The sequence below is a fragment of the Bradyrhizobium rifense genome (genome assembly GCF_008123425.1).
Taxonomy (GTDB): Bacteria; Pseudomonadota; Alphaproteobacteria; order Rhizobiales; family Xanthobacteraceae; genus Bradyrhizobium; species Bradyrhizobium rifense.
Genome location: NZ_VSSS01000013.1, coordinates 1 through 11,591, shown reverse-complemented (window position 1 = coordinate 11,591; position 11,591 = coordinate 1). Strand labels below are relative to the sequence as shown.

Genomic DNA, 11,591 nt, shown 5'->3' with positions numbered 1-11,591 from the left:
GTGATGATCAGCCGAGGGGCTCGCAAATCTCTTCTCGCCAGTGCCGCGAGCGTCTGGCTGGCAAGCTGCGCGGTGGGTCCGAACTTCGAGACGCCGCCGGCGCCCGCCGTGTCCCGCTACACGCCTGAGCCGCTCGCCTCGCCCCGGGCCGACGCCGACGGGCCGCGCGTGCCGCGGCAGCAATTCGTCAGCGGAGCCGATATTCCAGCGCGCTGGTGGGCGGCGTTCCGCTCGCAGCCGCTGAACGAGCTGATCCGCCTTTCGGTCGAGCACAATCCGTCGCTGCAATCGGCGGAGGCCGCGATCCGGGTCGCCAATTTCAATGCGCTGGCGCAGCGCGGCCTGTTCTTTCCGCAAATCGGCGTGAACTACACGCCATCCGATCAGCAATTTTCCAACATGGCGACGTCGAACCCGGTGGACTCGCCTCAGTCGCGTTACACGCTGCACACGGCGCAGCTCAACATCAGCTTCGTACCCGATATCTGGGGCCAGAACATCCGCGCCGTCGAGAGCCTCGACGCGCAGACCGAGCAGGCGCAGTACCAGCTCGAGGCCGCCTACGTTACACTGACCGCCAATGTCGTCACCGCCGCCATTCAGGAGGCCTCGCTGCGCGGCCAGATCGCGGCGACCGAACGCATCGTCAAGATCGAGCGCGACATCCTCGGTATCCTCAAGACCCAGTTCGAGGCGGGCCAGGCAGCTCAGGTCGACGTGCTGACGCAGGAGACAGCGCTTGCCCAGTCCGAGCAGACCTTGCCGCCGCTGGAGAAGCAGCTCGCCGTGCAGCGCGATCTCCTCACCGCGCTCGCCGGGCAGTTCTCCGCCGACGAGGTGTTGCAGAAATTCGATCTCCGCCACCTCACCCTGCCCGCCAATCTGCCGGTGAGCCTCCCGAGCGCGCTGGTCGCGCAGCGGCCGGACGTGCGTGCGGCGGAAGCCAATTTGCATTCGGCGAGCGCGCAGGTCGGCGTCTCGATCGCAGCGCGGCTGCCCAACCTCACCCTGACCGGCAATCCCGGCACCAGCGCCTTCAAGGCGTCGCAGCTGTTCACGCAAGGCACGCTGTTCTACACGGTGGCCGCAAGCGCAACGCAACCGCTATTCGACGGGCTCACGCTCTATCACAAGCAGAAAGCCGCCGAAGCAGCGTTCGACGAGGCCGAGGCGCAATATCGCCAGGCCGTGATCACGGCGCTGCAGAACGTCGCCGACGCGCTCCGCTCCCTGCAAGCCGATGCCCGCTCGGTGCAGGCGGCGATCAAGGCCGAGACCGCGGCGAAGGCGAGCCTCGACATCGTGCAGAAGCAGCTCGTGCTGGGACAGATCACGCAGGTCACGGTGCTGAACGCGCAGCAGGCTTATTTCAACGCCGCCATCACCCGCGTCCAGGCGGAAGCCACCCGCCTCTCCGACACCGCCGCCTTGTTCATGGCGCTGGGTGGCAGCTGGCCGGCACAATGCACGACAGCCGTCTGGCGCGAATGTGTGTTTGCAGTGCCGCCCACTGCTGGCATGAAGGTGAGCGAGGCCAAACTGCCGTCACGGTGATGCAATAGCGGGCCATCTGCTTCACAACCAGACCGACCGCGGGAGCAATGCATGTCCGTCCTCAAGTTCACACTTGCATCCGCCTTCTGCCTGATCACCACGCTGGTGCACGCGGCCGGCTTTCGTTTCCTCACCGTGCCGGCCGAGGCCGGTCTTCCGGAGCTGAATGCGGGCGTGTGGTCGCCCTGCACGGCGCCCGTAAGCGAGGTCAAGCTTCGCACGATGACTTTGCCGGCGACGCAAAACTGTGCTGTCGCGGGTGACAAACTGCCGCTGATCGCGATCTCGCACGGCTATGGCGGAGGCTTCACCGGTCACCACGACACGGCCGAAGTGCTCGCCGATGGCGGTTTCGTCGTTGTCGCACTCAGTCATCCCGTCGATACCGGCGGCGGCGACATCAGCCGCGCGGACACGCTCGCCGCCTTCACGGAGCGTCCCGCCGACATCAAGCGCGTGATCGACTACATGCTCAACGCCTGGCCCGATCATGCAAAGCTCGACCCCGAACATATCGGGTTCTTTGGCTTTTCGCGGGGCGGTTACACCGGCCTGGTCGTCGCGGGCGGCAATCCCGATCTGAGAAAGATGATGGCCTTGTGTCCAGAGAGTTCTCGGAACCCCAGTTGTGCGGAGCTGCGGAGAGGCGAGATTCCGACACCCGCATTCGCACATGACCCGCGCGTCAAAGCCCTCGTCATTGCCGACCCCGCCTTCGGCCCGTTGTTCGACCCTGACGGTTTGAAGGACGTGAAAGTCCCAATCCAGCTTTGGGCGTCGGCGCTGAGCGGGGAAGACAGGACCGGCGGCGAAGTCACGCTGGATTATGTATCAACGATTGCGCGCGACTTGCCGATCAAACCTGACTTTCATCTGGTGCCGAATGCGGGTCATTTCGCATTCCTTCCGCCCTGTACGCCGGAGCTGGCGCAGAAGCGTCCCAACATATGCACCGACAGAGCCGGGTTCGACCGAAGCGCCTTTCACAACGAGCTCAACACGGTTGCACTGGCGTTCTTCCGGGAGCACTTTGGGAAAGCTAATCCGTAGGTCGCAGATCGCCGCACCCATGGCGAGCGGACTGAGATCAAGCGATAGCGGACTCGCAGTTGAAATTCGGCCGAGGCGCCCATGATTTAAGCACTTTCGCACTGGCAAGCGAGCGCTGATGTGCCCGACGAGTCAACCGGCTCGACACTAAAGCATCAGCTTGTAGCCCAAGTGACTGCCAACGAATCCCAGCCTCTCGTAGAAGCGGTGAGCATCGGAGCGCGTCTTGTCGGTCGTGAGCTGGACGAGATCGCAACCTCTGGCTCGGCATTGGCCTATCGCCCATTCGAACATCTGCTGCCCAACACCGGATCCCCGGTGTGTCGCGGCGATTCTCACCGCCTCGATCTGTCCGCGCCAGGCGCCCTTCCGTGCCAGTCCGGGAATGAAGGAAAGCTGAAGGGAGCCAATCACCTCGTCGTTCGCGGTCGCGACCATTTGCAGCTGGTTGGCATCGGCAAGAATGGCCTGAAACGCATCGACATATTTCGGGTTTGTTGGCGAGCTCGCATCCTCCCGCTGCTGTCCCAAGGCATCGTCTGCCAGGAGAGCAACGATGGCCGGAAGATCGGCCAATTGAGCCCGGCGGAAAACAATCTGCATGATTGGGCAAGTCTCCATAGAGGCCGGAGCGAAGGCATCGTGCGCCGCAGATCCGACTTGCGTGGCCGTCGGCGTCCTGCCTCGCCTCTCCCGGATTGCGCAATGATCGCCTCTTGCCGCTGTTCTGCCCGACGCGTCAAGCGAATTTGAAAACATCAGGTGCACTCCACGACCTCACCGTCCGACATAATAATAGACAATCAGGTGCGTGAAGGCCTCCGGCGAGGTCTCCGGCAGATTTTTGGTGGGGTGCACGTGCCAGGTCGCAAAGACGAGATGATCGGAGGAGCCGATATGAAGCCCCCGGACGGCGTCGATGTTCTGCTCGGCACTCGCCATCCAGGCACCATCCGCGACGTCGCCGCGCGCAGCAATGAAGATCGGCGCAAACGGAATATGGTTGGCCTTCGCGAGGTCAGCTACCGCGGGAAGATATTCCGGCAACGGCCGCCGCCAGTCGGTGATGTCCTCGTGGATGAAGGCGAGCCTGGCGCCGGACTTCGCCTGCAAGGCGTCGATCCACGCCTGCGTGGTCTTGGCCCAGCTTGATCCCGGCCGGTCGCCGCCGGGCGGCGGACCGAGCGGCTCGACATCGCCGAGCCGCACGTTCGGGAAGACCGCCTGATACGCCCTGAAATTGGCTGCGACATCCGCGGCAAGCGTGTCCACCGACGCGTGGCAGGCATTGGCGCCGGAATAGTAGCGGCCGAACCAGAAGGCTTCATCGATGCCGATATAGGCGAGCTCGCCGCCCAGCGACTTGATGCGCTTGGCGACATAGTCCGAACCTCCGGGCGGCACGTAGCCTTCGACATGCTTCCCGCACGGCTCGTTCCACGTCAGCATGCCGATGCCGATGGCGAGCGCGATTTGGTTCTCCTTCAGAAAGGCGTAGAACTGACGGAGCTTGTCCGGGGGCCCGTTGGTGACCAGGTTCTGGTCGATGCTGAAAACGGCAACATGCTGCTTCGCCGATTGCCAGGGCGCGTTCGGCGCGAACATCTCCCAGAAATCAGCGGCGCCGCCGTGGGTCGGATCATTGCTGGAGATCCACGCTTGCGGCTCAGCCGCGCGCGCCGGCCATTCCGCCAACACGATGAGTGCACAGAACAACATCAGCGCGGTGGAGCGCCAGACACATCGCGACATCGCGAACCTCACGAGAGCCAATGTCGCAAATCTCGTAACACGACCACGCGGCATTTGCCTGATCAGTCTACCCAACTCTCCTCTCAAAGAAAGGCTTTGGGCGATACGACAATCCTGCTCCGCAAGGATCTTGGATTTTGATGTTTCCGGTTTTTTGGTGGTGACATGTAAAAAGCCCCGGAGCCTTCGCTCCGGGGCTTGCGTAACGCAGAACTCAGCCCTGCGACCGCCGCGACATGAAGATATCGTAGCCGACTTCTCCGACCTGGAACCAGGCGTAGCTGTCGTTGGAGAATTTTGTGAGGGACTCGTAGACCTTCTTGAAATTGGGATTGGTCGCCGAGACCTCGTCGTGCAGCTCCTTCGCGGCCTTGTAGCAAGCATCCATAATCGGCGGCGAGAAGGCGTGCAGCTTGGTGCCGTTGGCGAGCAACTTCCTCAGCGCCAGCGGATTGGCCTGGTCGTAGCGGGCCATCATGTAGTTGTTGGAATAGTGGCCGGCCTGCGTGAGCACGCTTTGATAGTATTTCGGCAACGCATTCCATTTGTCGAGGTTGACGAAGGCGAGCAGCATCGGGCCGCCTTCCCACCAGCCGGGATAGTAGTAGTGCGGCGCGATCTTGTAGAAGCCGAGCTTCTCGTCGTCATAGGGACCGACCCATTCGGCGGCGTCGATGGTGCCCTTCTCCAGCGCCGGATAGATGTCGCCGCCGGCAAGTTGCTGCGGCACCGTGCCGAGCTTCTGAAGCACGCGGCCGGCAAAGCCGCCGATGCGGAATTTCATGCCCTTGAGATCATCCGGCGTGTTGACCTCCTTCCGAAACCAGCCGCCCATCTGGCAGCCGGTGTTGCCCGCGAGCAGCGAGACGACGTTGTAGCTCTTGTAAAACTCGTTGAGGATCTCGCGCCCGCCGCCGAGCATGTACCAGGCCTGGTTGATGCGCATGTTCGGGCCGAACGGCACCGACGAGCCGAAGGTGAAGGTCGGGTCCTTGCCGAAATAGTAGTAGGACGCGGTGTGGCCGATCTCGCAGGTGGCGTTCTGCACGGCGTCCAGCACCTGAAGACCCGGCACGATCTCGCCGGCCGCAAAGACCTGGATCTGGAACTTGTTGTCGGTCGCCTCCGCGACCATCTTGCTCATCATCTCGGCGCCGCCATAGAGCGTGTCGAGCGATTTCGGCCAGCTCGTCGGCATGCGCCACTTGATTTCCGGCATCGACTGCGCGATCGCGGGAGAAGCGAGCGTGGCGGCACCGGCCGCAGCAAGCCCTGTGACCTTGATGAAGTCTCGTCTCTTCATGATTTCCTGCCCTGATGGATGATGATTGTGGGCCTTCTTGGCGAGGCTTGGGGCCAGCATGGCGCAAGGCCCAGCCGAATTCCATCGTGATCGCACTGCGGCAAAGAAAAAGGCTGGCCCTGCGAGGGAGGCCGAGCTCTGCGGCTTTGCGACTTAAGGCGTAGAGCCTAATTCTTCATCAGTCGCCGGGGCCCGAGCGGATCAAGAAGCTGTCGGGTCAGGAGTGCTCGGTCGCGATCTATTCGGCGAACGACCGAAACGGCGTATGTCGGCTTTGGTGTGTGCAGCGGACCTATGTCCAACAGGCCCCTATGTCCGACAAGGGCCCAGAAGGCGACCTTGTGCTGATGGTGGGTTCAGCGCAAACGCACGCTCCGAAGCTTTGACGGCCGTCGATGGGCGTTCGGCGAAACAGGCGCATAGCGCAGTCTAGCTTTCATGTGCCAGTCGCTGACGTGTTCCGTGTTGTCTTCGAGACGAACGACCGATCCCACGAACGAGTAGCCTCGTCCTCTAACGTTGGCGATATATCTGTTGCCGAACTGGCCATCCCTGAGTGCCTTGCGGATGGCGGTCACGTGGACCCGGAGGCTGCCCTCCTCCACGGTGACGTTCGACCAGACATGATCAATGAGCTCGTTCTTTCCGATGACCTCGCCTGGACGTTCGGCGAGATAGACCAAAATATCGAACGCCCGACTGCCAAGGGGAAGCGTGACACCGTTGCACCACAACACCCTCTTGCTACCCGAAAGCTCAAACGGACCAAATCTCAGCGTTCTATGCACCATAGCTAGAGCAACCGGCATCGCTTGCGTTCTCTACAGCGCACTTTAATGTCAAGCGATTGCGCCGTATGCACCGCGTTTGCTGTTGTTTAGACCGTTTTTGCTCAACCCTCTTGGTTGGGTTGACAGCTACGAACCGTACTCGCGGCGATATATCGCGGGAGTCGAACCGGTGGCACGCCGGAACGCACGGGTAAAGCTCGATTGCGAGGAAAACCCGCACATGAACGCCATTTCTGCAATCGATGTGACCCCCGCCGCGATCATTGTCTTTGCCCGCTCCAGCCGCCTTTGGCTGACGTAGCGATGCGGAGGCATGCCTACCGCGGCAGAAAACGCGCGCGTGAAGTAAAAAATGCTGAGACACGCGACGTTGGCGAGATCGGCAACCGCGATATCGTCAGCAAGATGCTCCTCGACATAGTCAAAAACACGCCTCAGGCGGCGCTCATCGAGCCGGTGACGTCGTTCAATCGGCAAGCGGACGGAACCAGCATCCCAATGCGCGTGTAGCAATCTTGCAGCAAGCAGCAGAGAGGCCGTTTCCGCGAACATGCGTCCAGCAGCCGTAGGGGTCATCATCTCTGATAGCACTGACAAGCCAATCTGATTAACGACTTCGTCCTGCTCACCGCACACGTAGCGAACAGACCGAGCGAGCGCTGCAGGAAGACCGTAGTAATCGCCAAGTTGCGTAAAGACGCTGGCGGTCAAGTGTAAGTTTAAGACTCGAATCGTTGTGGCAGTAGCGGTGTAGCCCTCATCATACTTGCCGCCCATTGGTCTGACCCAGACGTTGCCCGGTATGTGCTCCGACAATCGCCAGCTTCCACCGATTCTGCAGACGGAGGTGCCTTCCGATCCATCAAGCAAGATTGCGATTTTGGTCTCCGGATCAGCGGGGTGCGTCCCTCCTCCGCGACCATAGGAACGGACCTCGGCGAAAAGATTCGACCAACCCAACTCAGACGACGACTGCAGCACGTCGTATCGCCGATCTTGCGCTTTTTGCACGCTGTTCCTCCGCGACCATCGCAGACGACTATCGTAATTTCCGCGGTCTAGTAAGGAGATCACAAGACCAATCAAACTGGCTTCGTCTTCAGCCTGCTTTTCAGATAAATCCGGGTCATCTCGCGCAACTCCTCGATGGCGCCCGGACGAACGCTTTGGTCGGCGGCGTCCGAGAAGGCGGCCATCGTCTTCATGTTGCCGAGGATCACGACGGCCATGTCTTGCGCCTTGTTGGCGGTCAGGCTCGGGCTGCGCAGCGTCAATGTCCGGACGATGTGCTTGTGGATGGATTTGCTGAATTCACCGCGCTTCACCGACAAAACTTCGGGAATTTCCAACAATCGTTTCATCGTCGGCCCGGCCCCCTTGTGGAGATCGACCATCAGATCCAGCAAAAAATCAGCGAGCGCGGAGATGGATAGCGATTGGATTCTGGAATCAAGTTCATCGAAGGCGTTGTGAACGCCTTCGTGGTAATGCGCGATCAACGCATTCGCCAGGACTTCCTTGTTGGGAAAGAAACGATAGAGCGAACCAATTTTGGTGCTCGACCTTGCAGCGATCTCGGCCATTGTCGCCGCCTCATAACCCTTCTCGGCGATGACGGCGGCACCTGCCTTCAATATGGCAGCGACCCGCAGCTTTCCGTTGCGCCGTTGCGGGATCCTCGCTTGCGGAACTTCACCGGGTCTTGACATAGTTGAGGGCATGCTCAATTATCGCGTTATGTGAGTATAGGCTCAATTAACGCAGCTGAAACACCGAACGTCAACCCAACGGGCGAAAAAGCATGCTTGAACTCGATCCCAAGACGACCGCTCTGGTCCTCATTGATCTCCAAAAAGGCATCATGAGGCACGAGCTGAAGCCTTACCCGGCAGACCCGGTCACGAAGGCCGGCAGCACGCTCGCGGATACCTTCCGCAAAGCAGGGTCGTCGGTCGTTCTCGTGAATGTAGGCTTCGCCAAGGATTTCAAAGACGCCTTGAGGCAGCCTGTCGATCAGCCCTTCGCCGCACCGCCGGGCGGCTTTCCCGAAAATTTCAGCGAGTTGATCGATGGATTGGCAAAGCCTGACGACATTCTTGTCACCAAGCGCCAATGGGGCGCCTTCCATGGCACGGAGCTGGATCTGCAACTGCGCCGCCGCGGTATCCAGACAATCGTTCTGGGAGGCGTCGCAACGAACATGGGCGTCGAGTCGACGGCACGACAGGCATGGGAACACGGCTATGCTGTCGTTCTTGCCGAAGATGCCACGAGCGGCTTGTCCGCCCAAATGCACGACTTTGCTATCGGCAACATCTTTCCAAGGATCAGCCGGGTCGTCAAAAGTGCTGATCTCGCGCTTTCTCAAGCCTGACAGTGTAGCCGTCTATGTCTTTATCCACGCTGCCAGTCGTCGCTCGCTGGGGAGTTCTGATCGCTCTTTCGGTTCTGTTTGCCGTCTTGCTGACATGGGCCCGGCTCCCGGCAGCCCTGCTGCTTGGCGCGATGTTGGCCGGCATCCTCGTCGAAAATGGCGGAGCCGGCATCCTCGTGCCGCAACTGCCTTTTGGCTTCGCGCAAGCAGTCGTCGGCTGCATGATAGCTCGCGTTCTTACCTCCACCATTCTTCATTCTTTTCTGCATCAATGGCCGCTGTTTCTGGGCATCAGTCTGCTGGTCATCGTTGCGAGTTGCGCGTTGGGCTGGATCATCAGCAAGTTGCGCATTTTGCCGGAGACGACGGCCATTTGGGGATTATTGCCTGGCGCAGCGCCCGCCATGATGGTGATGGCCGATGCCTACGGCGCCGACGCTCGGCTGGTTGCCTTCATGCAATATGTGCGTGTCGTCATGGTCGCCATCGTCGCTTCCATGATTGCCCGCTTGTGGGTTCACGCACCGGCGGTCGCGATCGCAGCACCTGAGGTGTGGTTTGCGCCGATTCACGCGCTGCCTTTGATAGAAACGCTGGTCCTCGTTGTTGCCGCGGTCGTTCTCGGACCCGTTTCCCGCATTCCGGCAGGAACGTTTCTGATACCGATGTTGGTCGGTGCCGTTCTGCAAATCAACGGTCTCGTCGAAATCGAATTGCCAAGCTGGCTGCTGACGGTCAGCTATCTGGTTCTTGGGTGGACGATCGGATTGCGGTTCACCCGGGAAATTCTGCTGTATGCCATTCGGGCTTTACCGAAAATGATGGTATCAATTCTGATGCTGATCGCATTTTGTGGTGGCTTTGCCTTCGCTCTTGTCGAAGTTTTCGATATCGATCCTTTGACGGCCTATCTTGCCACCAGCCCGGGCGGGGCAGACTCGGTCGCCATTATTGCGGCATCCACCAATGTCGATGTCGGGTTTGTTATGGCGCAGCAGATCGCTCGTTTCATGCTCGTCCTTATCGTAGGCCCGGCTTTGTCCCGATTCGTTGCGGATCAAATAGCTAGGAATGTTCCAAATATTTCCGACAAAACTCCCACCTGAGTGAGTTGGTCGCAGAAGATTAGCTCGTAGGATGGGTAGAGCAAAGCGAAGCCCATCGCCGCCGTGTCCCAGAGCGCGCTCAGTCATTTGCTGTGAGATGATGGGTTTCTCTGCGCTCTGCCCATCCTACAATCTGCTTTATTGCGGTTTTTTCGAAGAATCAGCGGTGGGGCGCGCGAGCGGAGTCATGAAACCGTCGAGGTCGGGACCACACGGTCGCGATCTGTTCGGCCGACGATGGACACTTGGGCGTGAATCCATAGACCTTGCATCGGACGGCGGACGGCTGCTGTGGTGCGCACACAGCGGACTTAGATTGGACGTGGCTATGTGCCATTCATCAAAACGGCGTCAGCGCCAGACGTCCGGTGTTTGTCAAATGATCGCAGCGGTAGATGGCAAAGCCTTCGCGGCTGTCGAGCCACGCATAATAGAACAGGCCGAGGACTCGTCTATTGGCAACATAGGGCCGGAAATTAGCCCGTGTTTCGTTGACGAGAGCGACCTGATTGGTCTCTTGAGGAGGACAGGACGTATCGTGATTGGGGATACCCCACTCGGTGATCCAGCAGGGTTTGCCACCTCGGCTATCTGGCGGTCGGCATTCCGCGAGAACGTATTTCTGTAGTCGGTCGCGGCGTCCCGCGGCGGCGGCCGGATTTCCCGGGTCATTCGTCCAGGGATAGGTATGAACGCCGTAGACATCGACGAGTTCATCGAGCCCGTTCGCGCGCATGAAGTCCAGCGTTGCGATAGCACCGACTGCGTCCAGCCGCGCGGTTCGCGGGGCCTCCGGAGCTTCGTTGAACACCAGGCCTGCGCTGACGATCGGCGCACGTTGGTTCAGCTTCGACCGGGCGCGAACGTCCTTGATCACCTTGAGCAGCTCGAGATATTGCAGATAACCCCTGGCGACCTGCTGTGCCTCCGGATCATGCGAAAGGTCTTCGAGGGTGAACTCTCTGGATCGGGTCGGGTTCTCGGCCGGCAAGCTGAAGTCCGCATTGAACATCGCGGAGTTGATTTCATTGCCCAACTCGAACCCTGCCAGTCTAACGCCGCCGGCCTCGAGCTTTTCGAGCAGCGGCTCGAAGTACTTGCGGAACTGATCTGGATCTGCGGCGGACAATGGAGGTCCGCCCCAAACGCCGAAAGCATTGGGCCATGGTCTGCTGGGTGCACCCGGCCGGTACTGGAGTTGAACAAGCCATTCGATCTGGATGCCCTGCGCCTGGGCGCGTCGGGCAAAATCTATTCCCTTCTCATCGGGCGTAATGCCCGACCGGATGACATGAACGTTGGCGGCGTGCAACCGAGCTAGGATGGCATTCTGTTGGTCGACGCTCAGTGAGCCGACCGCCGCGTTCACGCCGACAACCGCGCCCATCGCCTGGGCCAGCAACGGATGGAATCCGAGAAACGTGTAAAGAACGGATGCGAAGGCAACAATCCCGCTGCTGAAGCTTTTCATTTAGCCAGCTCCCGTTCGCATTCTCCGTCGTCGCCGCGAAATAGATGTGGCGACATGAACCTGTTGTGAACGCACTCGCAAAGGCGTCTTCAATAGATCGCCACCAGAGGCGGCTAGGGACCGGCGCCGGTGCGTCGATTTCGGATTAAGCGATGATTGCCTTTTGCCACTGTTTTGCCCGACGAGGCTG

The 11,591-nt window shown here is 60.2% G+C and carries 11 protein-coding genes; 4 read left to right on the top strand and 7 right to left on the bottom strand.

Annotation, left to right across the window (positions count from 1 at the left end; translation table 11 throughout):
• Positions 1–3 precede the first annotated feature (3 nt).
• Positions 4–1,554, top strand: a complete 1,551-nt coding sequence (locus tag FXB40_RS05940) for an efflux transporter outer membrane subunit (RefSeq protein ID WP_430646771.1) — start codon at positions 4–6, stop codon at positions 1,552–1,554.
• A 51-nt stretch (positions 1,555–1,605) separates the two neighbouring features.
• Complete coding sequence (locus FXB40_RS05935) at positions 1,606–2,604, top strand: alpha/beta hydrolase family protein (protein ID WP_148771275.1); 999 nt, start codon at positions 1,606–1,608, stop codon at positions 2,602–2,604.
• Positions 2,605–2,751: 147 nt separating this feature from the next.
• Here the strand turns inward: FXB40_RS05935 and FXB40_RS05930 are convergent, their stop codons facing one another.
• From FXB40_RS05930 to FXB40_RS05905, 6 genes are all read right to left on the bottom strand, one after another.
• Positions 2,752–3,207, bottom strand: coding sequence for a GNAT family N-acetyltransferase (locus tag FXB40_RS05930; protein ID WP_246207406.1), 456 nt, complete (start codon positions 3,205–3,207; stop codon positions 2,752–2,754).
• A gap of 174 nt (positions 3,208–3,381) precedes the next feature.
• Positions 3,382–4,356, bottom strand: a complete 975-nt coding sequence (locus tag FXB40_RS05925; RefSeq protein ID WP_148771274.1) for a hypothetical protein — start codon at positions 4,354–4,356, stop codon at positions 3,382–3,384.
• 214 nt (positions 4,357–4,570) lie between these two features.
• Complete coding sequence (locus FXB40_RS05920; protein ID WP_187436690.1) at positions 4,571–5,659, bottom strand: TRAP transporter substrate-binding protein; 1,089 nt, start codon at positions 5,657–5,659, stop codon at positions 4,571–4,573.
• A 356-nt stretch (positions 5,660–6,015) separates the two neighbouring features.
• A complete protein-coding gene (locus tag FXB40_RS05915) occupies positions 6,016–6,468 on the bottom strand; it encodes a winged helix-turn-helix domain-containing protein (RefSeq protein WP_148771272.1) in 453 nt (150 codons plus the stop codon).
• 108 nt (positions 6,469–6,576) lie between these two features.
• Positions 6,577–7,461: a helix-turn-helix domain-containing protein gene (locus FXB40_RS05910; RefSeq protein ID WP_148771271.1), complete on the bottom strand. Its 885-nt coding sequence runs from the start codon at positions 7,459–7,461 to the stop codon at positions 6,577–6,579.
• Between the two features lie 71 nt (positions 7,462–7,532).
• Positions 7,533–8,159, bottom strand: a complete 627-nt coding sequence (locus tag FXB40_RS05905) for a TetR/AcrR family transcriptional regulator (RefSeq protein WP_210352129.1) — start codon at positions 8,157–8,159, stop codon at positions 7,533–7,535.
• Between the two features lie 92 nt (positions 8,160–8,251).
• Between FXB40_RS05905 and FXB40_RS05900 the strand changes: the two genes are divergently transcribed.
• Both FXB40_RS05900 and FXB40_RS05895 read left to right on the top strand, forming a co-directional pair.
• Positions 8,252–8,824, top strand: coding sequence for a hydrolase (locus FXB40_RS05900; protein ID WP_148771269.1), 573 nt, complete (start codon positions 8,252–8,254; stop codon positions 8,822–8,824).
• A gap of 14 nt (positions 8,825–8,838) precedes the next feature.
• Complete coding sequence (locus FXB40_RS05895) at positions 8,839–9,930, top strand: AbrB family transcriptional regulator (protein WP_148771268.1); 1,092 nt, start codon at positions 8,839–8,841, stop codon at positions 9,928–9,930.
• 340 nt (positions 9,931–10,270) lie between these two features.
• On the opposite strand, the gene FXB40_RS05890 is transcribed toward FXB40_RS05895, so the two are convergent.
• Complete coding sequence (locus FXB40_RS05890; protein WP_148771267.1) at positions 10,271–11,401, bottom strand: DUF3100 domain-containing protein; 1,131 nt, start codon at positions 11,399–11,401, stop codon at positions 10,271–10,273.
• Positions 11,402–11,591 lie beyond the last annotated feature (190 nt).